This is a genomic window from Streptomyces xylophagus, from assembly GCF_000716435.1.
Classification (GTDB): Bacteria; Actinomycetota; Actinomycetes; order Streptomycetales; family Streptomycetaceae; genus Streptomyces; species Streptomyces xylophagus.
Genome location: NZ_JNWO01000008.1, coordinates 15,094 through 39,768 on the forward strand (window position 1 = coordinate 15,094; position 24,675 = coordinate 39,768).

Annotated in this window: 26 protein-coding genes and 1 pseudogene; 10 read left to right on the forward strand and 17 right to left on the reverse strand. The window is 69.3% G+C overall.

The window, feature by feature from the left end:
• Window positions 1-12 precede the first annotated feature (12 nt).
• Window positions 13-396, reverse strand: coding sequence for a VOC family protein (locus OO70_RS20015; protein WP_043672946.1), 384 nt, complete (start codon window positions 394-396; stop codon window positions 13-15).
• Complete coding sequence (locus OO70_RS20020) at window positions 389-667, reverse strand: DUF397 domain-containing protein (protein WP_043672949.1); 279 nt, start codon at window positions 665-667, stop codon at window positions 389-391. The genes OO70_RS20015 and OO70_RS20020 overlap by 8 nt, the downstream gene beginning before the upstream one ends.
• A gap of 202 nt (window positions 668-869) precedes the next feature.
• Between OO70_RS20020 and OO70_RS20025 the strand changes: the two genes are divergently transcribed.
• The 3 genes from OO70_RS20025 (at window position 870) to OO70_RS20035 (ending at window position 3,666) form a co-directional block, all read left to right on the forward strand.
• The gene (locus OO70_RS20025) at window positions 870-1,655 is read left to right on the forward strand and encodes a trypsin-like serine peptidase (protein WP_199827354.1); all 786 of its coding nucleotides are present in this window, start codon (window positions 870-872) and stop codon (window positions 1,653-1,655) included.
• A gap of 192 nt (window positions 1,656-1,847) precedes the next feature.
• Window positions 1,848-2,792, forward strand: a complete 945-nt coding sequence (locus tag OO70_RS20030) for a C40 family peptidase (RefSeq protein WP_106971713.1) — start codon at window positions 1,848-1,850, stop codon at window positions 2,790-2,792.
• A gap of 166 nt (window positions 2,793-2,958) precedes the next feature.
• A complete protein-coding gene (locus tag OO70_RS20035) occupies window positions 2,959-3,666 on the forward strand; it encodes a phosphatase PAP2 family protein (protein ID WP_043672956.1) in 708 nt (235 codons plus the stop codon).
• 107 nt (window positions 3,667-3,773) lie between these two features.
• Here the strand turns inward: OO70_RS20035 and OO70_RS20040 are convergent, their stop codons facing one another.
• Window positions 3,774-5,345, reverse strand: coding sequence for an FAD-dependent oxidoreductase (locus tag OO70_RS20040; protein ID WP_043672959.1), 1,572 nt, complete (start codon window positions 5,343-5,345; stop codon window positions 3,774-3,776).
• 396 nt (window positions 5,346-5,741) lie between these two features.
• On the opposite strand from OO70_RS20040, the gene OO70_RS20045 reads away from it, so the two are divergent.
• Both OO70_RS20045 and OO70_RS20050 read left to right on the forward strand, forming a co-directional pair.
• Window positions 5,742-6,584, forward strand: coding sequence for a hypothetical protein (locus OO70_RS20045; RefSeq protein ID WP_043672962.1), 843 nt, complete (start codon window positions 5,742-5,744; stop codon window positions 6,582-6,584).
• A gap of 107 nt (window positions 6,585-6,691) precedes the next feature.
• Window positions 6,692-6,874, forward strand: a complete 183-nt coding sequence (locus OO70_RS20050; protein WP_043672965.1) for a hypothetical protein — start codon at window positions 6,692-6,694, stop codon at window positions 6,872-6,874.
• A gap of 44 nt (window positions 6,875-6,918) precedes the next feature.
• Here the strand turns inward: OO70_RS20050 and OO70_RS20055 are convergent, their stop codons facing one another.
• Entirely contained in the window at window positions 6,919-7,260 is a 342-nt protein-coding gene (locus OO70_RS20055) for a metal-sensitive transcriptional regulator (protein ID WP_043673926.1), read from the reverse strand.
• A gap of 197 nt (window positions 7,261-7,457) precedes the next feature.
• On the opposite strand from OO70_RS20055, the gene OO70_RS20060 reads away from it, so the two are divergent.
• The 3 genes from OO70_RS20060 to OO70_RS20070 all read left to right on the forward strand — a co-directional run bounded on the left by OO70_RS20060 (window position 7,458) and on the right by OO70_RS20070 (window position 9,666).
• On the forward strand, window positions 7,458-8,078 hold the full coding sequence (locus OO70_RS20060) for a DUF47 domain-containing protein (protein WP_043672967.1): 621 nt from the start codon (window positions 7,458-7,460) through the stop codon (window positions 8,076-8,078).
• Between the two features lie 7 nt (window positions 8,079-8,085).
• On the forward strand, window positions 8,086-9,084 hold the full coding sequence (locus OO70_RS20065; RefSeq protein WP_043672970.1) for an inorganic phosphate transporter: 999 nt from the start codon (window positions 8,086-8,088) through the stop codon (window positions 9,082-9,084).
• Between the two features lie 165 nt (window positions 9,085-9,249).
• Window positions 9,250-9,666: a hypothetical protein gene (locus OO70_RS20070; RefSeq protein WP_158711492.1), complete on the forward strand. Its 417-nt coding sequence runs from the start codon at window positions 9,250-9,252 to the stop codon at window positions 9,664-9,666.
• 122 nt (window positions 9,667-9,788) lie between these two features.
• Here the strand turns inward: OO70_RS20070 and pstB are convergent, their stop codons facing one another.
• From pstB to OO70_RS20135, 13 genes and pseudogenes are all read right to left on the reverse strand, one after another.
• Window positions 9,789-10,565, reverse strand: coding sequence for a phosphate ABC transporter ATP-binding protein PstB (pstB, locus tag OO70_RS20075; protein WP_043672976.1), 777 nt, complete (start codon window positions 10,563-10,565; stop codon window positions 9,789-9,791).
• Window positions 10,566-10,612: 47 nt separating this feature from the next.
• The gene (gene pstA / locus OO70_RS20080) at window positions 10,613-11,674 is read right to left on the reverse strand and encodes a phosphate ABC transporter permease PstA (protein WP_043672980.1); all 1,062 of its coding nucleotides are present in this window, start codon (window positions 11,672-11,674) and stop codon (window positions 10,613-10,615) included.
• Window positions 11,671-12,678 carry a phosphate ABC transporter permease subunit PstC gene (pstC, locus tag OO70_RS20085; RefSeq protein WP_043672983.1) on the reverse strand — a complete coding sequence of 336 codons (1,008 nt, stop codon included), beginning with the start codon at window positions 12,676-12,678 and terminating at the stop codon, window positions 11,671-11,673. The genes pstA and pstC overlap by 4 nt, the downstream gene beginning before the upstream one ends.
• A 108-nt stretch (window positions 12,679-12,786) precedes the next feature.
• Entirely contained in the window at window positions 12,787-13,917 is a 1,131-nt protein-coding gene (pstS, locus tag OO70_RS20090) for a phosphate ABC transporter substrate-binding protein PstS (protein ID WP_051741426.1), read from the reverse strand.
• A 224-nt stretch (window positions 13,918-14,141) separates the two neighbouring features.
• Window positions 14,142-14,564, reverse strand: coding sequence for an NUDIX hydrolase (locus tag OO70_RS20095; protein ID WP_043672989.1), 423 nt, complete (start codon window positions 14,562-14,564; stop codon window positions 14,142-14,144).
• Window positions 14,565-14,606: 42 nt separating this feature from the next.
• Entirely contained in the window at window positions 14,607-15,734 is a 1,128-nt protein-coding gene (locus OO70_RS20100) for a CHAD domain-containing protein (protein ID WP_043672992.1), read from the reverse strand.
• The gene (locus tag OO70_RS20105; RefSeq protein WP_043672995.1) at window positions 15,715-17,946 is read right to left on the reverse strand and encodes an RNA degradosome polyphosphate kinase; all 2,232 of its coding nucleotides are present in this window, start codon (window positions 17,944-17,946) and stop codon (window positions 15,715-15,717) included. Before OO70_RS20105 ends, OO70_RS20100 begins: the two co-directional genes overlap by 20 nt.
• 274 nt (window positions 17,947-18,220) lie before the next feature.
• The gene (locus OO70_RS20110) at window positions 18,221-19,171 is read right to left on the reverse strand and encodes a hypothetical protein (protein WP_043672998.1); all 951 of its coding nucleotides are present in this window, start codon (window positions 19,169-19,171) and stop codon (window positions 18,221-18,223) included.
• The gene (locus OO70_RS20115; protein ID WP_043673001.1) at window positions 19,168-19,923 is read right to left on the reverse strand and encodes a hypothetical protein; all 756 of its coding nucleotides are present in this window, start codon (window positions 19,921-19,923) and stop codon (window positions 19,168-19,170) included. The genes OO70_RS20110 and OO70_RS20115 overlap by 4 nt, the downstream gene beginning before the upstream one ends.
• Window positions 19,920-20,870, reverse strand: coding sequence for an ABC transporter permease (locus OO70_RS20120; protein WP_043673004.1), 951 nt, complete (start codon window positions 20,868-20,870; stop codon window positions 19,920-19,922). Before OO70_RS20120 ends, OO70_RS20115 begins: the two co-directional genes overlap by 4 nt.
• Window positions 20,867-21,889 (reverse strand): ABC transporter, encoded by a 1,023-nt coding sequence (locus OO70_RS20125; RefSeq protein WP_043673007.1) that lies wholly within the window; start codon window positions 21,887-21,889, stop codon window positions 20,867-20,869. Before OO70_RS20125 ends, OO70_RS20120 begins: the two co-directional genes overlap by 4 nt.
• A 380-nt stretch (window positions 21,890-22,269) precedes the next feature.
• A pseudogene (locus tag OO70_RS57225) lies at window positions 22,270-22,863 on the reverse strand (ATP-binding cassette domain-containing protein); the annotation flags it as partial.
• Window positions 22,764-23,150: a GntR family transcriptional regulator gene (locus OO70_RS20135; RefSeq protein ID WP_043673012.1), complete on the reverse strand. Its 387-nt coding sequence runs from the start codon at window positions 23,148-23,150 to the stop codon at window positions 22,764-22,766. The pseudogene OO70_RS57225 and the gene OO70_RS20135, both read right to left, overlap by 100 nt.
• A 124-nt stretch (window positions 23,151-23,274) precedes the next feature.
• Between OO70_RS20135 and OO70_RS20140 the strand changes: the two genes are divergently transcribed.
• Together OO70_RS20140 and OO70_RS20145 are read left to right on the forward strand one after the other, a co-directional pair.
• The gene (locus OO70_RS20140; protein ID WP_043673014.1) at window positions 23,275-23,826 is read left to right on the forward strand and encodes an RNA polymerase sigma factor; all 552 of its coding nucleotides are present in this window, start codon (window positions 23,275-23,277) and stop codon (window positions 23,824-23,826) included.
• A complete protein-coding gene (locus tag OO70_RS20145; protein WP_043673017.1) occupies window positions 23,823-24,659 on the forward strand; it encodes a cupin domain-containing protein in 837 nt (278 codons plus the stop codon). Before OO70_RS20140 ends, OO70_RS20145 begins: the two co-directional genes overlap by 4 nt.
• The last annotated feature ends 16 nt before the right edge of the window (window positions 24,660-24,675 follow it).

The window sequence follows — 24,675 nt, forward strand, 5'->3', positions numbered from 1 at the left end:
TGCCCAGTCGCGTTAACTCCAGGTGCGCGCCCCGGCGTTGAAGACCGCAGGGGTGCTGTGCACCGGCAGGACGCAGAGCAGATGGCCGCCGGGGGCGCGCAGTACCCGGCATTCCAGCCAACGGGAGACCTGGGTCGCGCCAAGGGCGAGCAGGCGGGCGGTCTCCGCCTCCACGTCGTCCGTCTCGATGTCGATGTGGAAGCGCGGGTTGGGATCGTCGATCGACTGAACCGCCGTGACCAGGCCGGGGATTGCCCCGTGGAGGCTGGTGAACTGTTCCTCCGCCGGGACCGGTACGGCGGACGCGCCGAGTGCCGCCGCCCAGAAGGACGCAGCGGCGGCGGCCTCCGGTCCGGGGGTGTCAATCAGGAGGGCGTAGACGCGGCTTCTATGCATGTGGCCCGTTTTCCGGGGCTGTTGTGTCCGCCTCGTCCTGCACACCCTCCACGAAGTGGTCGAACTCGCCCGCCTGTACCCCGAGCACGAAGGCGTCCCACTTGCGGCGGTTGGTGGTGACCACGTTGTCCGGGTCGCTGGTCTCGCGGATGTAGACCGGGGCCTCGCCGTCGTCCCCGGCGCCGAAGGCGATCTCGATCCAGGGGCCGGGGCCGGTCGCGTCCGGTGGGGCCGCTCGTTCCCAGGTGAGGTCGGGGGGGATGTCAGACACGGGGGTTTCCTTCGTCGAGTGCGGGAATGGGTTTGAGTATCGCGCAGGAGAGGCGGGAGGGACGGGGGGACAGTACGGTGGACTGACCGCCGAACGAAGCGCCGAATGTGCGATCTCGCATGCCATGGAATGAGCCGTTCACAGCGAAATCTCAGCAAACGTCGACGTCCTTTCTCACCTTCGTGGGACAAAGTGGGGGCCGATGAAGCGCAGCTCAGGCATCTCCCGTTCCGCTCGCCTCGCGGGCAACCGTAGGTACGCGCTGTTCGTCGCCGTGGTGACGCTGGCACTGACCTCCGCGTCCGTGGCGACCGCCGACGACGGCCCGGGGCCCTTCGGCGTGACCACGGTGACCGTGGCGAGCAAGGAGAGCGCGCGGGTGGGTGCCCTGTTCGGGGCGGCCCATGTCACCAGCCTGGCCGGCGGGCACCACTGCACCGCGTCCGTGGTGCACAGCGCGGGGCACAACCTCATCGTCAGCGCGGCCCACTGCCTGGACGGGGACCCCGGAGACGTGTTCGTGCCCGGGTACCGGGACGGCATGGCTCCCTACGGGGTGTGGAAGATCGAGAAGCGGTTCCTGCCCGACGGGTGGTCCAAGGGGCAGGCGGAGGACAGCGACATCGGGTTCGCCACGGTCGTCGAGGTGGGCGGCAAGAACATCGAGGACGTCGTCGGGGCCGATGGGTTCGTCACCGGGATGGCCACCGGAGCCACGGCCGTGACCATCACCGGGTATCCCTCCGCCACCGATCAGCCGATCAGCTGCACCAACAAACCCACCCAGCACAGCGGCACCCAGCAGCGCATCGACTGCCCGGGCTTCACCGGCGGCACCAGCGGCAGCCCCTGGGTGAACGGGGACCAGCAGGTCGTGGGTGTCATCGGCGGACACGAACAGGGCGGACTGACGCCTGACATTTCGTACAGTGTCGTGTTCGGGAAAGAAGCAGCCGAGTTGTACAAGGACGCGACGACCGACCCGTAACAGCCGTAATAAGGAGCGGTACACGGCGCTCCGGACGCGCTGAATACGCGTCAGATGTGGTGGAAGCACGGCGAAATGCCGCCACCCTGCCCCGAAATGGCCTTGAACAGGGCTGACATGGGGGAGGGTTGAGCCGTGCGAAAAGTATGGGTGGCCGGTGGGGTCGCGGCTGGGCTCGGGCTCAGCTTTGTGATGCTGCTCGTCGTCGGGGTGTACCTCGTCGCCGGGAACCTCGTCAACGGAGCCGGTGGCGGGAACGTCGCGCTCGCCAAGGGCGCGGTGCCGACGGCCTATTCGGCGCTCGTACAGAAGTGGGGCAACCTCTGCTCCGCCCTCAACCCCGCACTGCTCGCCGCCCAGCTCTACCAGGAGAGCGGGTTCAACCCGAACGCGAAGAGCCCGGCGAAGGCCGAGGGGATAGCGCAGTTCATCCCGGGGACCTGGGCCACGCACGGGATCGACGGCAACGGCGACGGCGTACGCAACGTATGGGATCCGAATGACGCGATCCCGTCGGCCGCGTCCTACGACTGCGAGCTCGCCTCGTATGTGAAGGACGTGCCGGGGAACCAGACCGAGAACATGCTCGCCTCGTACAACGCGGGCGCGTACGCGGTCATCAAGTACGGGGGCGTACCGCCGTACTCGGAGACCAAGAACTACGTGAAGACGATCACGACGCTGGAGCAGAGCTTCGCCGCGCCCGTCAGCCGGGTCGATCCCTCCCAGCAGGCCGCCACCGCCATCAACTACGCCCAGAACAAGCTCGGCACCCCCTATCTCTGGGGCGGGAACGGCACCGCCGACCAGGGCGGGCGCTTCGACTGCTCGGGGCTGACCAAGGCCGCGTTCGAGAGTGCGGGGATCACGCTGCCGCGCGTCGCGAACGATCAGTACAACGCGGGGCCGCACCCGCAGCGGGCCGAATTGCTGCCGGGAGATCTGGTGTTCTTCTCGGACGACCTCACCAATTCCCGCGCGATCCGGCATGTGGGGATTTATGTCGGCGGCGGGTTCATGATCGACGCACCCCGGACGGGTGCTGTGATCCGATTCGACCCCATTGACACCCCCGATTACTTCGGTGCCACCCGCGTCACCGAAGATGGCGCGAAAGCACTCCCCACGACGGTGTGAACCGAGCGTGAACCCACCCCCTGAGCTGGGGCGATGTGTCTCTCTTCGATAACGTCTGAGTGATCATTCGGTGGAGGGTGGAACGTATTAAGCGGGACCGTGCGTTCCTGTTCAGTAATGCGCACGAGAGATGCGCCCGGAACTACGACGAAGGAGCCGCAGCACCATGGCTGTAGTCGCCGAATCCGGGTCGAATCCCGACGTCGATCTGCTCTACGACATCAATGGACTCGCGAAGGACGCACCGCACTGGTTCGACCGGATCGTGGAGTTCGTCGGTGAGTACGGGCTGCTGATCGCGATGGTGCTGCTCGTGGTGTGGTGCTGGTGGTCCGTGCGGCGGCGGGGGGACGAGGATTCCGCGGCGTCCGTCGCGGGGCTGGTCTGGGCGCCGCTTGCCGCTGCGCTTGCTGTTCTCGTGAACGTACCCATACGCGGGTTTGTGGAGCGGCCGCGGCCGTTCCTCGACCACACCGGGCTTGATGTGCTGATCTCGGGGAAGACCGACTACTCGTTCGTGAGCGATCACGCGACCATCACCATGGCGATGGGGGTCGCGTTGTTCGTCGCGGATCGGCGGTTCGGGCTGGTCGGGATCGGGCTTGCGTTGCTCGAAGGGTTTTGCCGGGTGTACATGGGCGTGCACTATCCGACTGACGTGGTCGGTGGGTTCGCGCTGGGTACGGCTGTTGCTCTGCTTCTTTCTCCGCTTGCCATGGCTTTGCTTACGCCGGTGCTCCAGGCTGTCGAGGGGTCGGCTTGGGGTGGGTGGGTGGTTCGGTCGGCCGGTGTTCGCCGGGTAAGACGGGATGCTGTGATTCCGGGGGCTCGGGCGGAGACGTCGGGTAGTGAGGAACGGGATCTGGCGGCGTGATTGCTCCGTCGTAAGGTCGGTTCTTCGGCTGCGGGTGCGCTGTGGCTGGTCGCGCAGTTCCCCGCGCCCCTAAGGGCATTGCGGGACCGCCAGTTGCAAAGTCAGGCCTACAGGCCCTGCGGGTAGCTGAAGAAGTGGGTCGGGTCGTACTGCTTCTTCAGCGTCGTCAGGCGGGTTGCCGCGTCGCCGTAGTACGCCTTGCGCCAGTTCGTAAGAGTTGGGTCGGTGTAGTTCTGGTAGGCCGCGCCGGAGGCGTACGGCTTCATCGCTGTGTGGAAGGACGTCAGCCAGGACTGGGCTGCCGTGCCGGCCGTGCCTGATGGCCAGGACACTATGTACTGGGCCAGCATGCGGGAGCGGCGGTGGACGAAGGCTGTCGCTGTGGGGGAGACGCGGTTGACCGCGCCGCCCAGGGCTGTCAGGGCGATGTCGCCCGAGTTGCCGCGGACCGCCTTCATCTGGTTGAGCATCGTCTGGATGCCCGTGGCCGAGATCGAGCGGTCGAAGAAGTCGGAGCGGCCGACGTAGGTCTCCCGCGCCAGCGCGCCCTGCGGGGAGCGGCCGGGGGTCGAGCCCGGCAGGTGGCACTGGGCGTCGGTGGAGAAGGACGAGCAGCCGGCGTAGGCCTCCATCGACTCCTCGTAGGTGTGCCGCTTGAGCGAGACGCTCGACGCGTTGCCGCCTACCAGGTGGGCCAGCTTGTCGACCGCGTTCTGGAGTTCGTTGTAGGTGCCCAGGGAGAAGCACGCGACCGAGACCTTGGGGGTGCCACCCGGCGTGTTCGTCAGGTGGCAGGAGGACCAGATCTCGTCGGGCTGGTCCGGGCCCCACTCCTGCCAGGCCTTCACCACGGCCGCCGCCATCGACGACGGCCAGGTCAGGTAGCCCGATACGGCCTGGGGCGCGGGGTGGGTCTTGAACTGCAGCTCCGTCACGACGCCGAAGTTGCCGTTGCCCGCGCCGCGCAGCGCCCAGAACAGGTCTTTGTTCTCGGTGGAGTTGGCGACCAGCTGCTTGCCGTCCGCCGTGATCAGCGTCGCCTGCGTGAGGCTGTCGCAGGTCAGGCCGTAGGCGCGGGAGACCACGCCGTGGCCGCCGCCGAGTGTGAGGCCGGAGACGCCGACCGTCGGGCAGGAGCCTGCGGGGATCGTCACGCCCTTCGCGGCGAGACCCCGGTACACGTCGATCAGCTTGGAACCGGCGCCGACGACCGCGGTTGAGCCGCTCGCCCGGATCTTGTTCAGCTTGGACACGTCGAGGATGAGGCGGCCGTCGCCCGAGGAAAAGCCCGCGTAGGAGTGGCCGCCGTTGCGGATCGCGACGCGGATGTTGTGGGCGCGGGCGTAGGAGAGGACCGAGCGGATGTCGTCGGGGTTCGCGACGTACGCCACCGCGGCCGGCTTCAGGGAGTCGAAGCGGGTGTTGTAGAGCTGGTGGGCCGTCTTCCAGGAGGCGTCGCCGGGGCGGACCAGGGTGCCGTCCAGCTCGCGGGCCAGGGCGGCCCAGTTGGCGGCGGCCGCGGCACTGGTGGTGCGCAGTCCCGTCGTACCCGTAGAAGCGGAAGCGTCGGTCGCCGTGGCGGACGTGTCACCGCCGCCGATGTTCTTGCCGTTGCACGCGGTCGTCGCGACCGCCGCTATCGCGGCCATGCCGCCACCGATGAACGAACGCCGTTCCATTTACGCCTCCTGTGGGGGTTCCGTGAAGTGAGATACGTCCGGTGCCCCACAAGTTCTCGTGGTCATGTCACGGGTTTGGAACAGCCGAGTGGACCGTGGCATCCGTCCTGGCCTGGCTTCTCGCGCGTCTCGCCGGACCCCGCCAGCCGCAGACGCAGCGGGCGACACAGAACGGTCCCTGTTCGACCGTCGTCGTGAGATGTTCCGGGTGTTCGGGGGGAGCCTCTCGGCTGTCCGGCTGAGCCACTCCGACAACGTTACCGACCTTCGGTAAAGGGTTCGTATGGCGGTCCTACGACCTTGTCCGTGCCCCCGACCCGCGTGACGGGGCCACCTGCCCGCTCGTTAAGCGGAACGACAGGGGGCCCGTGACGACGTACCGGGGGTACGGCAGCGATGGAGCGGCAGCAAAGGCGAGCCGGTGGGGCGGTCGTCGCGGCGGGACTCGTGGTCGGGGCCTGCGTCGGTACCGGTGGATGCAGCGGCGGTGACGGGGCGGCCATGGCGGACGCGCGAGGTGCCGGGAACACGGTCGCGGTGGTGCGGCGCGCGGCCGACACCCTTGTGGCGGCGGGGAGTTCGCAGGCCCGTACGTCCATGGAGATGGCCACCGGCGGCACCCGCGTGACCATCCGCGGCGAGGGCGTCTACGACTTCCGGCGCCAACTCGGCCGACTGAAGGTGCAGTTGCCGCAGGATCCGGCCGGCGCCAGCGAGCACCGGCCGATCACCGAACTCCTCGCGCCCGGCGCCCTGTTCATGAAGAACCGGGGCGCCGGAGTACCGGCCGACAAGTGGGTAAGGGTCGACACCGGGACGTTGTCCGACGGGAACCTCGTGACGGGCGGGGCCACCGACCCCTACGCCGCCGCCGAATTGCTGCGTGGGACGACTACCGCGACGGATCTGGGAAAGACGGAGGTGGCCGGGGCCTCCGTGCGTCACTATCGGGGGGTCGCCGATCTCTCCGTCGCCGCGAGGAGCGCGTCGGCGGGGAACGAGGCGGCGCTGAGGTCGGCGGCGAAAGGGTTCGCCACCGCCCGGGTGCCCTTCGACGTCTACCTCGACGACCAGGGGCGCGTCCGCAAGGTCCAGCAGCGGTTCAGCTTCGTCAACGGGCAGCGCCGCAGCACCGTGGCGGTCACCTCGACGACCTTGCTGTACGACTTCGGGGCCCCCGTGGACGTACGGCTTCCGGCGTCGAAGGACATCTACGCCGGGCAGATCGCCGAGAAGTGACCTGAATCGATCGGTGTGGGTCGGGGTGAGAACTAGCCCGTCCGTGCCATGCGCGTTGTGTAGACCGCTCCCTACTCTAGGAAGTCGGTGACGGCAGAGAAGAGGTGATGCACGTGGCTCCGGTCGGCGGTACGGCAGTTCAGGACCACGTGGCCCTCGCCGAGATCGAGCTGTGCGGAGACCTGATCATCGCGGCCTCGGCCGCCGAGGACCGGCTCAGTCTTGAGAGCATCGACGAGGTGCTGAAAGTGGCCGAGGAACGGGACGCCTCCTCCTGTGCGCCCGACTAACCGGTCAGGCTGGTCGGACCGGTTAGTTACGTGCGGAGGAGCCGTTATGTGCGGAGGAGCCGGGCGATCGCCTTCGTCGCCTCGTCGACCTTCGCGTCGATCTCCTCGCCGCCCTTGACGGCCGCGTCGGCGACGCAGTGCCTCAGGTGCTCCTCCAGGAGCTGCAGCGCGAACGACTGCAGGGCCTTCGTGGAGGCGGACACCTGGGTGAGTATGTCGATGCAGTAGACGTCCTCGTCGACCATGCGCTGCAGTCCGCGGATCTGGCCCTCGATCCGGCGCAGGCGCTTGAGGTGCTCGTCCTTCTGCTTGTGGTAACCGTGCGTCACCGGTTCCAGAGCCGGCTCGGAGGGCGCTGCCGTCGCGCCGGCCTCGGTGGTCGTCATCGCGTCCATCGCGTCCTCCAGACATATACCCCTAGTGGGTATATCGTAACGAACTTTGCTGGGTATAGGGCCCTTGGTACGCCCCCGTGCGGATCACTGTGCCTGATGGGCGACACTGGGGGACGGCCCATTAGCCGTGGCCGGATGATGCACTTAGCATCAGCCTGACCGAAACCGATGCATCCCGAGGACCCCTTGTGCGCTTTCGTCTGACCCCCAGGGAGACGAGCTTCTACGACATGTTCGCCGCGTCCGCGGACAACATCGTCACGGGCTCGAAACTCCTCATGGAACTGCTCGGGGCGGACACCGCCGGCCGGGCCGAGATCGCAGAGCGTATGCGGGCCGCTGAACACGCCGGTGACGATGCCACGCACGCGATCTTCCATCAGCTGAACTCCTCGTTCATCACGCCCTTCGACCGCGAGGACATCTACAACCTCGCTTCCTGCCTCGACGACATCATGGACTTCATGGAGGAGGCCGTCGACCTGGTCGTCCTCTACAACGTGGAGGAACTGCCCAAGGGCGTCGAGCAGCAGATCGAGGTGCTCGCGCGCGCGGCGGAGCTGACCGCGGAGGCCATGCCGAACCTGCGCACGATGGAGAACCTCACCGAGTACTGGATCGAGGTCAACCGCCTCGAGAACCAGGCCGACCAGATCCACCGCAAGCTGCTGGCCATGCTCTTCAACGGCAAGTACGAGGCCATCGAGGTGCTGAAGCTCAAGCAGATCGTGGATGTGCTGGAGGAAGCGGCGGACGCGTTCGAGCACGTGGCGAACACGGTGGAGACCATCGCCGTCAAGGAGTCCTGACCTCTCCATGGACACCTTCGCTCTGGTCGTGACCATTCTGGTCGCGCTCTTTTTCACGTACACGAACGGTTTTCACGACTCTGCGAACGCCATCGCTACGTCCGTATCGACTCGGGCGCTGACTCCGCGCGCGGCGCTGGCGATGGCCGCGGTCATGAATCTCGCGGGTGCTTTTCTCGGTTCCGGGGTCGCCAAGACCGTCAGCGAGGGGCTGATCGAGACGCCCGAGGGGTCGAAGGGGATGGGGATTCTCTTCGCGGCACTGATCGGTGCGATCACCTGGAACCTGGTCACCTGGTACTTCGGCCTGCCGTCGTCCTCGTCCCACGCGTTGTTCGGCGGGATGGTGGGGGCCGCGTTGGCCGGCGGTACCGATGTCATCTGGCACGGGGTCGTCGACAAGGTCATCGTGCCGATGTTCGTGTCGCCGGTCGTCGGTCTCGTCGGCGGTTACCTGGTGATGACCGCGATCATGTGGATCTTCCGGCGGGCCAATCCGCACAAGGCCAAGCGGGGGTTCCGTATCGCGCAGACGGTGTCTGCGGCGGGCATGGCCCTCGGGCACGGTCTCCAGGACGCGCAGAAGACCATGGGTGTCGTGGTGATGGCCCTGGTGATCTCCGGGCATTCGACCTACGGCGATCCGATCCCGGTGTGGGTGAAGATCGTCTGCGCGCTGATGCTGTCGCTGGGGACGTACGCGGGTGGCTGGCGGATCATGCGGACGCTGGGGCGGAAGATCATCGAGCTTGATCCTCCGCAGGGGTTCGCGGCGGAGACGACGGGCGCGGCGATCATGTTCACCACGGCGTATCTCTTCAAGGCGCCGGTGTCGACGACGCACGTCATCACCTCGGCGATCATGGGCGTGGGCGCCACGAAGCGGGTCAATGCCGTGCGGTGGGGCGTTGCCAAGAACATCGTGATGGGCTGGTTCATCACGATGCCGGCGGCCGCGGTGGTGGCCGCTTGTTCGTTCTGGGTCGTGAACCTCGCGTTCCTGTAGCCCTCCCTTCACTCCGGTCAGTGGCCCGCTCCGACTTCCGGAGCGGGCCATTCCTGTGAAGGTGAAACCGCTTTCTCGAAAACCCGGTGATGGCGCCGGGGGCACTGCTAACTTCTGGGGCTCAAGCGTTCGAATTGAACGCGCCATACGAGGGTGGGGGTCCCTATGTCCAAACTTCGTCGTCACCTCATGTCCGGGGCGGGGGTGGCGTCGGCTCTCACGGGCCTGCTCCTCTACGCGGCCTCGCCCGCGGCGGCCGTGACCATCGACGTCGACACCGTTGCGGCGGACGGCTACCTCGTGCAGGCCGGATCCATGTACTTCGAGAGCTACGGAGACCACTTCTCGGTCTGCGACAACTGGAAGGACGGCGCCGGAGTCATGGGCTACTGGAAGGTCGGCGCCAGCGGTACCCAGCACCCGATCTACGACGGCAAGGGCTTCCAGGAGTGCGTGTACGAATCCCACAACGTCTCCGAGACCTCCTACGTGTACATCCAGGTCTGCGTCGACGACGACGGTGTCGTGAAGGCGGACACGTGCAGCGCGTGGCGTAGGCAGTACGCCGGTACTCCCGCGTAGGGACAGTCCGGCCGGACATACGAACGGGCCCGCCCCCGGGAGCCAGGGGCGGGCCCTTTTCGTCCTCGCGGTGGCACCGCCATGCAGCACCGCGAGGGGTTCTTGAAGAGGAGTGCCCGGGTTTAGCCGAAGCGGCCCGAGATGTAGTCCTCCGTGGCCTGGACCGACGGGTTGGAGAAGATGCGCTCCGTGTCGTCGATCTCGATCAGGCGGCCGGGCTGGCCGACCGCCGCGAGGTTGAAGAAGGCCGTACGGTCCGAGACACGCGCCGCCTGCTGCATGTTGTGCGTCACGATGACGATCGTGAAGCGTTCCTTCAGCTCGCCGATCAGGTCCTCGATCGCGAGGGTCGAGATGGGGTCGAGGGCCGAGCAGGGCTCGTCCATCAGCAGGACCTTCGGCTCCACCGCGATCGCCCGGGCGATGCAGAGGCGCTGCTGCTGACCACCCGACAGGCCCGAACCCGGCTTGTTCAGGCGGTCCTTGACCTCGTTCCAGAGGTTCGCGCCCTTCAACGACTTCTCCACGACGTCGCTCAGCTCGCTCTTCTTGTACGAGCCGGCGAGGCGCAGGCCCGCCGCCACGTTGTCGAAGATCGACATCGTGGGGAACGGGTTCGGGCGCTGGAAGACCATGCCGATCTCGCGGCGCACCGACACCGGGTCGATGCCGTGGCCGTAGAGGTCCTCGTCGTCCAGGAGGACCTTGCCCTCGACCCGGCCGCCGGTCGTCACCTCGTGCATACGGTTGAGCGTGCGCAGGAACGTCGACTTGCCGCAGCCGGAGGGGCCGATGAAGGCCGTCACCGAGCGGGGCTCGACCGTCATCGAGATGTCTTCGATTGCCTTGTGGGAGCCGTAGTAGGCGGTCAGCCCACTTACGTCGATTCGCTTGGACATGATTGCTTCACTTCCAGACTTCAGAACGGTCGCTGAGGAGGTCGCGGTCAGCGACCGGTCTTGGGGGCCTTCCAGCGGGCGATGCCGCGGGCCACCAGATTGAGGATCATCACGAAGGCGATCAGCGTGAGGGACGCGGCCCAGGCACGGTCGTAGGCCGCACCGGAACCCGCGCTCTGCGCGAACTGCTGATAGATGTACAGCGGAAGCGACGCCTGCGCACCGTGGAACGGGTCGTTGTTGATGAACGGGTTGCCGAACACCAGCAGCAGTACGGGCGCGGTCTCACCGGCGATACGGGCCACCGACAGCATGATGCCGGTGGTGATGCCGCCGATGGCGGTCGGGAGGACCACCTTCAGGATCGTGCGCCACTTCGGGATGCCGAGCGCCAGGGATGCCTCGCGCAGCTCGTTCGGGACGAGTTTCAGCATCTCCTCGGTGGAGCGGACCACGACCGGCATCATCAGGATGGCCAGGGCGCAGGAACCGGCGAAGCCGAAGGGCTGCATGTCCCACATGAGCATCAGGGACAGGATGAACAGACCCGCGACGATCGACGGGATACCGGTCATGACGTCGACGAAGAACGTGACCGCCTTGGAGAGGGCGCCCGATCCGTACTCGACCAGGTAGATCGCGGTGAGCACACCGATCGGGGCGCCGATCACGGTGGCGAGGCCGACCTGCTCCAGGCTGCCGATGATCGCGTGGTAGATACCGCCGCCGGGCTCGGTGTCGCCGACCACGCCCATCGAGTGGGTCAGGAAGTAGACGTCGAGGACCTTCACGCCGCGCGAGATCGTCGTCCACAGGAGGGAGACGAGCGGGACGACGGCCAGCAGGAAGGCGACCCAGACCAGGCTGGTCGCGATGCGGTCCTTGGCCTGGCGGGTGCCCTCGATGCGCGCCGCGACGACGTACGTACCGATGACGAAGAGGATCGCCGCGATCAGGCCCCACTGGACCTTGCTGTCGAGGCTGCCGACCAGACCGATGAGGACGGCCAGGACGATGGAGCCGCCGGCGATCGCGTACGGCGACCAGGTGGGGAGCGTCGCGCCCTGGAGGGTGCTCGCGGGCTTCTCGGCTGCGACTGCGTTGCTCATGCGTTGGCCCCCGAGTACTCCGCGCGGCGGGCGATGATGAGCCGGGCCGCGCCGTTGACCAGCAAGGTGATGACGAACAGGACCAGACCGGAGGCGATGAGCGCGTCACGGCCGTCCGGTGTCGCCTCGCTGAACTTGCTGGCGATGTTCTGGGCGAAGGTGCCGCCGCCCGGGTTGAGCAGGCTGGCGTGGATGATGAAGTCCGGGGAGAGCACGGTGGCGACGGCCATCGTCTCGCCGAGCGCGCGGCCGAGGCCGAGCATCGAGGCGGAGATCACGCCGGAGCGGCCGAAGGGGATCACCGCCATGCGGATGACCTCCCAGCGGGTGGCGCCGAGGGCGAGGGCCGCCTCCTCGATCATCTGCGGGGCCTGCCGGAAGACCTCACGGCTCACGTTGGTGATGATCGGCAGGATCATGATCGCGAGCAGGACGCCGACGGTGAGCATCGAGCGGGGCGCGCCCTGGTCCCAGGAGAAGATCCCGGTCCAGCCGAAGTAGTCGTTCAGCCAGCCGAAGAGGCCGACCATGTGCGGCACCAGGATCAGGGCGCCCCACAGGCCGTACACGATGGACGGTACGGCGGCCAGCAGGTCGATGACGTACGAGACCGGGCCGCGGAGCTTGCGCGGGGCGTAGTGCGTGGTGAAGAGGGCGATGGCGACCGCGATCGGGACCGCGATGACCATGGCGATGATCGAGGACACCACCGTGCCGAACGCCAGGACGGCGATGCCGAACTTCGGCGGCACCAGGCCGGTGTTCCACTCGAAGGTGGTGAGGAAGTTCGCGTGGTCCTTGCTGATCGCGAGGGAGGCGCGATAGGTGAGGAAGACCGCGATCGCGGCCATGATCACCAACAGCAGGATGCCCGACCCGCGGGAGAGACCGAGGAAGATCCGGTCACCGGGTCGGGTGGCGCCGCGGGCCGCGGGCTTCTGCGCGGCGGCGGGCTCGGGAGTGGGAGGGGGTGCTTCTTCAGGGTTCTTTGTCGATATATCCATTGGAGGTCTCCGGTCTGCGGGTCCACACGTGCGGTGTGCGGTCCGTGGCGGCGGTGCACCGGACGGTGCGGCCGGGCCCCTGGAACGGGACCCGGCCGCACACTCGGACTAGCTGATGCTCGCGATGGTGCTGCGAACCTTGGCGATGATCGCGTCGGGGATCGGCGCGTAGTCGATGCCGGAGAGGACCTTCTGGCCGTCCTCGCTGGCGATGTAGGTGAGGAACGCCTTCGTGGCGGGCAGCGTGTCGGCCTTGTTGCCCTTGTCGCAGATGATCTCGTACGTCACCAGGGTGATCGGGTACGCGCCCTCGGCCTTGGTGTTGTAGTCCAGCTGCAGCTTCAGGTCGTTGCCGGTGCCGACGATCTTGGCGGCGGCGATGTCCTTGGTGGCGCTGTCGGTGCTGGGCGCGACCGGGGCCGAGGCGCCGGTGTTGATGCTGACGGCCTTGACGCCGTCGGCGACGTAGGAGAGCTCGAAGTAGCCGATGGCGCCGGAGGTCTGCTTGACCCCCGCGGCCACGCCCGCCGAGCCGGCCGCCGACTGGCCGCCCTTGGCCTGCCAGGCCTTGCCGCCGGTGTACTTCCAGTTGTCCGGGGTGGTGGCGATCAGGTACTTGGTGAAGTTGTCCGTGGTGCCGGACTCGTCCGAGCGGTGGAACGCCTGGATCTTGAGGTCGGGCAGCGTGGCGGACGGGTTCAGCTTCTTGATCGCCGCGTCGTTCCACTTGGTGATCTTGCTGTCGAAGATCTTGGCGAGCGTCGGGGCGTCCAGGACCAGGTTGTCGACACCCGGGACGTTGTAGCCGAGCGCGATCGGGCCGCCGACCATCGGGAGGTCGATGCCCTGGCCGCCGGAGCAGACCTGCTTCGAGGCGGTGACCTCTTCGGGCTTCAACGCGGAGTCGGAACCGGCGAACGCCAGCTGACCCTGGTTGAAGGAGGTGACACCGGCGCCGGAGCCGCCGCCCTTGTAGTTGATCTGGACGCCACAGGCCGTGCTGAACGCCTTGACCCACGCGTCGATCGCGTTCTTCTGCGCGGACGAGCCGTCGGCGAGCAGCTGCTGGCCCTTCTTGGCGTCGCCGCAGACGGCCGAGCTGGCGTTGGCCGACGTGGAGCTGCTGCTGCTCGTGCCCGAGCTGTTGTCGTCCGAGCCGCACGCCGTGAGGGCCAGGGCGCCGGAGACGGCGAGAGCACCGAGGGAGAGGGCCCGCCGGTTCATGCGCTGAAGCTTCACTTGAAAGAATTCCTTCCGAGAGCCGCCGTCCTGAATTACGGCGGCGTGCGAAGACGGGGTGACGCGGGTGGCGACCCCCAGGTCGCGGCTCGCATCGCGTAAGGCCGAAATTAGGCAGAACAGGTGAAGGCGCCTATGGGCATAAGTGAACGGAGGGTGAACCCCTGTGGGCGGTGCGGTTAGGTCACGGAACGCTCACGTCGAGGACACGAGCTGATTCCGGACTATGCCAGGTGCAGCGAGGTCAGGAGCGCGTCCACGAGGGTGCGGTCCCTCGGCTGGGTGAGGCGGTTGCGGGCGGCTGTCGGAGGGAGCCACAGGATGCGGTCCACCTCGTCGTTCGGCGTGAAACCGCCCTCCCCGGCCTCGGCCGCCCAGTACCGGACCTGCTTCGGCCGCCCGTTCGCAAGGTAACGCACGGTGGGCAGTACGGCACCGGCGGTAGCTGTGTACCCGGTCTCCTCCAGCACCTCGCGGTGGGCGCCGGCGAGGGCGTCCTCGCCGCGCTTCAGCTTGCCCTTGGGGTGGGACCAATCGTCGTACTTCGGACGGTGGACCAGACAGATCTCCAGCTCCCCGTCCATCGGGGAGCGGCGCCACAGGACGCAGCCGGCTGCCTGGAGGGTGGTGTCGTTCGTGGAAGTCACTGGTCGTTCACCGTCTCCTCTGCGCGGGTTGGTGCGGGGCCGTCAGAGCGTGCCCACCGCCTGTTTCTGCCAGGACTGCTGGAAGGCGAAGCGGGCCGCCTCCACCTCGTGGCGCTGGTCGGCGTGCAGGACTCCGAGCGCGTACGCGGTCGCCGGGGCGATGCGCGGGGTGCGGGCCGCCGACGCGGCCGCCGCCGCCGCCTCCGAGGCGTCCCGGTGGAGGTTGAGGGCCTGGCCGGCGGCGAGGAGTCGTACGTCCGTCGGGGTGCCGGCCGGGTGGAGGACCTCGCCGGCGTAGCGGTGCAGGCGCAGCAGCAGGCGGACCTGGTGCCAGGGGCCGTCCTGGGGGTGCGGGGCGGGGTCGGGGGAGAGGCCGTGGATCAGGGCCTCCGCGTTGTACGGGTGCCCGGCGGTGACCAGGGGCAGCGCGGTGACCGCGTCGTTGAGGCGTTCCCCGGCGGCGGCGGCCAGTGGGCGCAGGTCGGCGACGGCCGCGGCCGGGGTCAGGGGGACCTCGCTGGCCAGGACGGCGACCTTGTCGGCGACCGCGTGGAAGCGGGAGGAGCCGAGGGCCTGCAGCGCGGTGGAGTGGGCCCGGGTCCGGGCCAGGGTGAGCTGGCGTTCCAGCAGGGCGCCCGCCTTGGCCGCGCCCACGGTGAGGTTGCCGCGCTCCGCGGTGACGGTCGGCGCCGGGACCGGTCCGGTGCCGGTGCTGCGGCCCGCGCCGGTGACCCGGCCGCCCACGGCCGAGGCCGCCGACTGCGCGGGGAACGCCGTCGAACCCGACAGCCGGTGCAGTGCGAGCAGCAGCCGCTCCAGCCGGGCCGCGCAGGCGTGCTCCAGGGCCAACGTGCCCGACAGCCACGCCAGTTCGGGGCGCATCTCCTCGGACCAGTCGGCGTCGAGGAGGGGGCGGTAGGTGTGCAGGCTGCCGCTGATGCGGCGGGCCGAGTGGCGCAGGGCGCGCGCCGCGTCGACGGACTCCTCCGTGCCGTTCTGCCCGCTGCCGGTCTCCCGGTGCAGCCGCAGGGCGCGGAGGAACTCCGTGGCCTGGGCCCGTAGGTACGCCGCGAGGGCGTCACCTGTGGGGGTCCCTCCCGCTCGACCGAAGTCGAGAGTGGGGGAGGGCCCGGCCGTGGGATCCGTCGGGTCAAGGTGTTGCTGTGCCACGCCGGCGCCTCCGGGCGTCTATGAGCATCTCCTGGACGTTGCGCAGGGGTTGGCCTTCCGCGTCGGTCGCGTGCCGGGTCCATTCGCCGTCCGGGCCCAGGTGCCAGGAGGAAGTGGTGTCCGACATGCCGGTCTCCAGGAGCCGGCTGATCGTGGCGCGGTGGGCCGGGTCGGTGACCCTGACGAGGGCCTCGATCCGACGGTCGAGGTTGCGGTGCATCATGTCGGCGCTGCCGATCCACACCTCGGGCTCGCCTCCGTTGCCGAAGCCGAAGACCCGGGAGTGTTCGAGGAAGCGGCCGAGGATGGACCGTACGCGGATGTTCTCGGACAGGCCGGGGACGCCGGGCCGCACGGCGCAGATGCCGCGCACCCACACGTCGACCGGGACGCCTGCCTGGGACGCGCGGTAGAGCGAGTCGATGATCGCCTCGTCCACCATCGAGTTGACCTTGATGCGGATGAACGCGGGGCGCCCGGCACGGTGGTGCTGGACCTCCTTGTTGATCCGGGCGATCAGGCCGTCGCGCAGGGACTTGGGGGCGACCAGCAGGCGGCGGTAGGTCTCGCGGCGCGAGTACCCGGACAGCCGGTTGAAGAGGTCCGAGAGGTCGGCGCCGACCTGCGGGTCCGCCGTCAGCAGCCCGAGGTCCTCGTAGAGGCGGGCCGTCTTCGGGTGGTAGTTGCCGGTGCCGACATGGCTGTAGCGGCGCAGCAGGTCGCCTTCCTGGCGGACCACGAGCGACAGCTTGCAGTGGGTCTTGAGTCCGACCAGGCCGTAGACGACATGGCAGCCCGCCTCCTCCAGCTTGCGCGCCCACTTGATGTTGGCGTGCTCGTCGAAGCGGGCCTTGATCTCGACCAGGACGAGGACCTGCTTGCCGGCCTCGGCCGCCTCTATCAGCGCGTCGACGATCGGGGAGTCGCCCGAGGTGCGGTACAGGGTCTGCTTGATCGCGAGGACGTCGTCGTCGTTGGCCGCCTGCTCCAGGAACCGCTGCACGGACGTGGAGAACGAGTCGTACGGGTGGTGCAGCAGCACGTCTCTGTTGCGCAGGGCGGCGAAGATGTCCGGCGCCGACGCGGTTTCGACCTCGGCGAGGTCGCGCTGGGTGCCCGCGATGAACTTGGGGTACTTCAGCTCGGGCCGGTCCAGCGAGCCGATGCGGAAGAGGCCGGTGAGGTCGAGCGGACCCGGCAGCGGGTACACCTCGGCCTCGCTGATCTTCAGCTCGCGCACCAGCAGGTCGAGCACCTCGCGGTCGATGGACTCCTCGACCTCCAGGCGCACCGGCGGCCCGAAGCGGCGCCGCATGAGCTCCTTCTCCAGGGCCTGGAGCAGGTTCTCGGCGTCGTCCTCCTCGACTTCGAGGTCCTCGTTGCGGGTCAGCCGGAACGCGTGGTGCTCCAGGATCTCCATGCCCGGGAAGAGTTCCTCCAGATGGGCGGCGATCACGTCCTCCAGGGGGACGTAACGGCCCGGCGAGGACTCCAGGAAGCGGGACAGCAGCGGCGGCACCTTGACGCGCGCGAAGTGGCGGTGACCGGTGACCGGGTTCCGTACGACGACCGCGAGGTTCAGCGAGAGACCCGAGATGTACGGGAAGGGGTGCGCGGGGTCGACGGCCAGCGGGGTCAGCACGGGGAAGATCTGGTGCCGGAACAGGGTGAAGAGGCGCGCCTGCTCCTTCTCCGTCAGCTCGTTCCAGCGGACCAGGTGGATGCCCTCCTCCGCCAGCGCGGGGGCGACGTCCTCGTGGTAGCAGGCGGCGTGCCGGGCCATGAGCTCGCGCGAGCGGGCCCAGATCATCTCCAGCACCTCGCGCGGCTGCAGACCGGACGCGGAGCGGGTGGCGACACCGGTGGCGATACGGCGCTTCAGGCCGGCCACCCGGACCATGAAGAACTCGTCCAGGTTGCTGGCGAAGATCGCGAGGAAGTTCGCCCGTTCGAGCAGGGGCGTGTTCGGGTCCTCGGCGAGCTCCAGGACCCGTTCGTTGAACGCGAGCCAGCTGCGCTCCCGGTCCAGGAAACGGCCCTGCGGCAGCTGGGGCCCGTCGTACGGCGACTCCTCGTACTCGTCGAGGTCGGCGTCGATGTCGGGTTCCAGATCGGAGACCGCCGCCGACACGGTGTGCGGGCGGTGGGCGGCTATGGAGCCCACGGAGGGCTGCGCGTGCTGGACCTGTGCCTGGGCGTTGGGCTGACTCATGTGCCCATTGTTCCGCGCCACCTGCGATACGGGCGCGTCGGAGAGCGCCGTAGGGAGCGTGAGCGCGAAAGGAGCGTTCCCGTTCCCCCCGTTCACCTCGGGAGGCGGCGAAGGCTCTGGCACGACGGGCTGCATTCGCCGAGCGTCGCAAGCTCGTCTGAACCGATGGTTACGGCGACATGGCGTGCGGGATATCGGGGGGCGGCTCCCGGACGTCTACGGCACGTAAACGAACGTAACGGATGCCTGGGAGCCGTGGGGAGGGGGGAACCGGTCAGGCCGTGCGGCGGCGCAGGAGGGTGAAGGCGAGGGTGAGGGTGAGGGCGGTGGCGCCGAGGACGATGCCGGTCTCCATGAGTTGGAGGGGCCAGAAGTGGGAGGCCGGGTGGTAGTCGACGTAGTAGCCGGTGACATCGAACGCCTTGGCGCAGGTGCGGTCGGTGAAGCACGTGTCGGAGACATGGGCGCCCGTGGCGGTGATGGCGCCCTGGTCGCCCAGGAGGACGTTCGGCGGCGCGTTGTAGCCGGTGCTCACGGAGCCGGTGCGGGTCACCCACGGCCACAGGTGCGGGCGGGCCAGGCCGAGGACGGCGTGCACGAGTGCCGTGGCGACGGCCCCGAGGACGAGTGCGGGGACGGCGCGGCGCAGGAGGAGGGCCGCGAGGGCGCCGGCGGCCAGGCCGAGCAGGGGATAAGCGAGGGCGATGGTGCCGTTGGCGGAGAAGGTCCGGTCACTCCACCAGTTCCAGGTGACCGGCACCTGGTGGGCGTCGTAGAGCAGCCGGTGCAGCAGGACCAGGACGGTGGTGCCGGCGGTGAGCAGGGCGGCGGGCACGGCGAGGCCGGTGGCCAGCCAGCGGGTCGGGGAGACGGACTGGGTCCAGGCGAGGCCGGCGGTGCCGTTCTCCAGCTCGCGGCCGATGAGCGCGCCGGCCGCGGCGGCGGCGACGTAGGGGGTGATGGCGATCAGGAACTCGGCGGCGGCACGGGCCAGGTGGTAGTTGGTGATCGGGGCGCTCCAGTCGCACCCGTGGACGGAGCACTTGGTCTTCCAGGCGGCCGCGGCGGCGCTCCCGCCGGGGCCGTAGGCCCACAGCAGGGCACCGGAGCCCGCGGTGAAGATCACGGACCAGACGATCAGCAGGCCGCGCTGCAGCCGCAGCACCGAGCGCCACGGGCGGGCCGGTCTCGGGTGTGCCGTCGGGACGGTGGCCAGGGCGGTCATACGGCGGCTCCCTTGATGGTCGTACGGCGGCCGAGCAGCGCGAACGCGGCCACCAGGGCGAGGGCGGTCAGGGCGAGGAGCACGGCGGTGGCGCTGAGCTGGACCGGCCAGTAGCGGCGGACCGGCCAGATGTTGTCCCACTTGCGGCCGAAGAAGTAGCGCGCCGCGTAGGTGACGGCGGTGGCCACCGCGAGGGCGGGCAGCGCGCGGCCGAGGGCGATTCCGGCGAGGGTGCCGACGGCCAGGGCGAAGAGGACCAGGGCCACGGACAGTGGGCCTGCCGGGACGAGGACGCGGTCGTAGGACCAGTTGGTGACCAGGACGTCCTGGTCACCGGTCCAGACCCAGGCGTAGACCAGGCCCAGCAGGGTGGTACCGGCGGTCAACGGCAGGGCCGCCGCGCCGAGTTGGGCGGTGAGCCAGCGGGCCGGGGTGACGGACTGGGTCCAGGCGAGGCGGGCGGTGCCGGTCTCCAGTTCGCGGCCGACGAGGGCGGCGGCCGCCCAGGCGGCGACGGCTATGGAGGTGTAACTGAGCACCTCACCAAGGAAGTTGACGATGTTATTGACGTCGGTGAGGACGAAGTACGGGTCGACGGGGTGTCGTGCGTCGGGCGCCCGGAACAGGTGGACCCAGAGCAGGGTGCCCACGGTGATCAGCACGAACGCGCCCCAGACGATCGACGCCGGCCGGTGCAGCCGCAGTACGGCGCGCCGCGGTCGGGCGGTGGGGCTCAGGGCCAGGGCGGTCATACGGCGGCTGCCTTACGTGCGGGCGCCGGACCGGTCCGGCGCTTGAGGAGTCGGAACGCGGCCACCGTCATGGCGGCCGTGACGGCGAGGACGATCGCGGTCGCGGTCAGCTGGAGGGGCCAGTAGTGGGAGTAGGGGTGGTAGTCGTTGAAGTAGCTGACGGCGTCGAGCTTTTCGTAGAGGGTTCGGCACGTCTTGTCGGTGTCGCTGCCGCACCCCGGGTCGGCGATGCGGGCGCCGGTGGAGGTGAGGAGGCCCTCGGAGACGCTCATGCCCGAGCCTCCGGCGGTGTAGAGCTTGAGGCTGCTGACCGTGGTGACGGTGGGCCAGAGGTACGGCGTGGCCAGGGTGACGGCGCCCCACAGGAGGGCCGGGACGCACATCGCGCCGGCGAGTGAGGCGGGAGAGCTGCGCGTGAGCAGGCCGAGGAGGGCGCCGGCGACCAGGCCCGACAGGGCGAGGGCGACGACGGTCGTGCCGTTGGCGGAGTAGGTGCCGATGTTGTGCCACTGCTTGGCGGCGTAGGTACGGCCCTGGCCCCTGGACCAGGCCCAGTGGTGCAGGCCTACCAGGAGGCCGGAGCCGACGGTGATCAGGACGGCCGGGAGGGCGAGTTTGGCGGTGAGCCAGCGGGCGGGGGAGATGGACTGGGTCCAGGCCAGCTGGGCGGTGCCGTTCTCCAGTTCGCGGCTGGTCAGCGTGGCGCCGGACCAGGCGGCGATCAGGAAGGGGGCGGCGAGGACGGCGCTCGTCGTGTAGTTGTTCCAGTCCTTGTACCGCTGGATCTTTGCCGGGTCCATCACGGCTGTGTCGGTGAGCGGGCCGCCGACACAGAGCAGGAGGCCGCAGACGACGATCACGAACACCGCCCAGCCCAGCAGCGCCGGCCGGTGCAGCCGCAGGACCGCGCGCTGCGGTCGCGGGCGCGGGTGAGCCAGCGTGGTCATATGGCCGCCGCCTTGCGGGAGTTGACCGTGCCGGTCTGGCGCTCGAGGAGTCGGAACGTGGCCACGGCGAGGGCGGCGGTGACGGCGAGGATGATCGCGGTCGCGGTCAACTGGAGGGGCCAGTAGTGGGACTGGGGGTGGTAGTCGTTGTAGTAACTGACGGCGTCGAGCTTGGCGTAGAGGGTCTGGCACTGCGCCCAGTCGGTGCTCCCGCAGTGCGGGTTGGCGATGTGGGCGCCGGTGGAGGTGACCAGGCCCTGGTCGACGACGATGCCGGAGCCGGACGGGACGGTGTTCTTGAGGCTGCTGAGCTTGGTGACGGTGGGCCAGAGGTGGGGCGTCGCGATGGCCATGACGCTCCACAGGAAGGCCGTGGAGAACAGCGAACCGACCAGCGAGGCAAGGGAGTTGCGCTTGAACAGGCCCCAGAAGGCGCCGCTCACCAGGCCCGCCAGGGCCATGGCGGCGGTGGCCGGGCCGTTGGCCGCGTAGGTGCCGATGTCGTACCAGTCCTTGGCCGAGTCGAGCCGGCCCTGGCCCGCGGACCAGGCCCAGTGGTGCAGCCCGACCAGCAGTCCGGAGCCGACGGTGACCAGGACGGCCGGGAGGGCGAGCTTGGCGGCGAGCCAGCGGGCCGGAGAGACCGACTGGGTCCAGGCCAGCTGGGCGGTGCCGTTCTCCAGTTCGCGGCTGGTCAGCGTGGCGCCCGACCAGGCGGCGATCAGGAAGGGGACCGCGAGGACGGCGATCGTCGTGTAGGTGTACCAGTCCTTGTAGCGGCCGACCGCGCTCGGGTCGTACACGCAACCGCCCGCCGCGCAGGCGTGGTAGTGCTTCCAGCCCTCGACCGCCGCGTCGGTGAGCGGCCCACCCACCCAGATCAGGAGGGCGCCGAGGACGAGCACGAACCCGGCCCACACCAGCAGGGCCGGCCGGTGCAGCCGGACCAGCCAGCGGAGCAGGTGCGGTGCTGCGGTACGGCGCCCGGTGAGCGCCGGCGGTGTGGCGAGGGCGGTCACGCGGCGGTCTCCGGTGTCTCGATGGCGGATGCCTCGGGGTTGCGCAAGTAGGAGAGGACCAGCTCCTCCAGCGAGGGCTTGCTGGTGTGCCAGTCGGTGTCCAGTGGGGTCGACGGGCGGAGCAGCGCGCTGAGTTGGCGGCCGGTGGTGCGGGACTCGACGACCGGGTGCGGTTCGAGGGCCGTCTGCGCGGGCGCGGACACCCGGACGTGCGCGGCCAGCAGCTCGTCGATCTCGCCGGCGAGGCGGACCCGGCCGCCGCCGATCAGCAGCAGGTGGTCGCAGGAGTCCTCCAGCTCGGCCACCACGTGCGAGGACATCACGATCGTGGTGCCGAACTCGGCGGCCTGCGCCATGAGGAGGCCCATCATCTCGTGCCGGGCCAGCGGGTCCAGGTCGGCCATCGGCTCGTCCAGGAGCAGCAGTTCGGGCCGCTTGGCCAGCGCGAGGGCGAGGGCGACGCGGGTGCACTGGCCGCCGGAGAGGGTGCGGATGCGGGACTTCGGGTTCAAGTCACCGTCGGCTACGACGCGTTGGGCCACGGAGGCGTCCCAGCGGTCGGTGTTCAGGTCGGCGCCCATGCGCAGCGTCTCGGCGACCGTGAGCTGCGGGTAGAGGGGCTTGTCCTGCGCGACGTAGGCGACCCGCTCGCGGGCCGCGCCCGGCACCGTGCCGAGGACGGAGATCGCGCCCTCGGTGGGGGCGAGCAGTCCGGCGGCGAGGGCGAGGAGCGTGGACTTGCCCGCGCCGTTCGGCCCGACGACCGCGCAGACGCGCCCGGCGGGCAGCCGGAACGCGCAGTCCCGCAGCGCCCACCCTCCCCGCCGGCCGAACCGCTTGCCGAGCGCGGCGGCCTCTATCGCGGCGGTGCCTGTCATGAAGGTTCTCCTTGGAAGTGCTTTTCGAGTACGGCGGTGAAGAGCGCGGCGATGTCGTCCCGGTCCAATCCGGAGGCCAGGGCCCGCTCGGCCCATGCGTCGAGTTCGGAGCGCAGGGGCGAGTCGGCGGGGGTGGTGCTCAGGCCGCGGCGGACGAAGGTGCCCAGGCCGCGCCGGGCCTCGACCAGCCCCTCGCGTTCCAGCTCGCGGTAGGCCTTGAGGACGGTGTTCGGGTTGATGGCGGTGGCCTCGACGACCTCGCGGGCCGTCGGCAGCTTGTCGCCGGGCTCCAGCATTCCCAGGCGCAGGGCCTGCTTGGTCTGCTGGACGATCTGGACATAGGTGGCCACGCCGCTGTGCCGGTCGATGCGGTACTCGACCACTGGGGTTCCACCACCCTTTCACTAATTGAGTAGTGAAAGGGTGGTGGAAGATGGTTCAGAAAGTCAAGACGGATCCGCATGCTGATCCGTGAACCGATCGACGGTGCTCGTGCGATGAGGAGATGTGAGCGATACGGGAAGCGACGGGGAGCTGCTGCGGGCCATCGCGGCGGACGGCGACCGGCGCGCGTTCGAGGAGCTGTACCGGCGGTACGCGCCCTGGCTGACCGCGCGGCTGCGCGGCCGGTGTGCCGACGCCGGGATGGTCGACGACGTCGTACAGGAGACGTTTCTCGCGGTGTGGCGGGGCACTGCCCGCTACCGGGAGGACGGTGCCTCGACGGACGCTGCCGGGTGGCTGTGGCGGATCGGGTCGCGGCGGCTGATCGACGTGCTGCGCGGCGACGGGGCGCGCGGCCGGATGCGGCAGGCGCTGGCGCGGCTGCGGCACCGGGACGAGGCGTCGGCGGAGGAGCGCGTGCTCGCGGGGGTGGAGCACGGGGACCTCGCCGGCGCCCTGGTCCGGCTCTCGCCGGAGTTGCGGGCGGTCCTCCAGGCCACCGTGATCGACGGGCTGACCACCCGGGAGGCCGCCGTCCTGCTGGGCATCCCGGCCGGCACGGTCAAGACGCGGGCCATGCGGGCCCGTAAGCAACTGCGGGAGGAGCTGGCATGACCTGGCATGTGGCCGAAGACGACGTACGCGCCTATGCGCGGGGCGAGTTGGCACCGCCCGTGCTCTGGTCCGCCGACACCCATATCGCCAAGTGCGCTGATTGCCGGGCCCTGTTGGCGTCCGTCACCGACCCCGTCGCGCTCGACGCCGGCTGGGAGCGCCTCGACGCCGAACTCGACGCCCCCAAAAGGGGGTTGGTGGAGTCACTGCTCGTGCGGATCGGCGTCGCCGACCACACGGCACGGCTGCTGGCGGCGACGCCGGTACTGCGCCGCTCGTGGCTCGGCGCGGTCGTCGCGCTGCTGGTGATGACCGTGTTCGTCACCAACTCGCTGAAGCACGCCGAGTCCCCGAGCCTCTTCCTGGGCCTGGCCCCGCTGCTGCCCCTGGCGGGCGTGGCCCTGTCCTACGGCCCCAAGTTCGACCCGACGTACGAGATGACCGTCGTCTCCCCGCTGCACGGCTTCCGTCTCCTGATGATCCGCACGGTCGCCGTCCTGGTCGCGGGGCTCGGCCTCAACGGCCTGGCGACCCTGGCCATGCCGGACTACGGCCTGCGCGCCCTGGCCTGGCTGCTGCCCGCCCTCGCCCTCACCACGACGGGCCTGGCCCTGACCCCACGCCTGGGCCCGGTCCTCGCCCCGTCCCTGGTCGGCGGCGGCTGGGTGGCCTTCCTCCTCGTGGCCCACAACCTGCACGGCGGCACGCTCGCGCCGTTCACCCCGGCCGGACAGGGGGTGGCCGCGGTCGTGGTCGCGCTCACGGGCGGACTGCTCTACCTGGTGCGGGACCGCTTCGACACGCGGTCGGCCCACCCGTGGGGGGCGGCGTGATGTCAGCGCCGCTCGC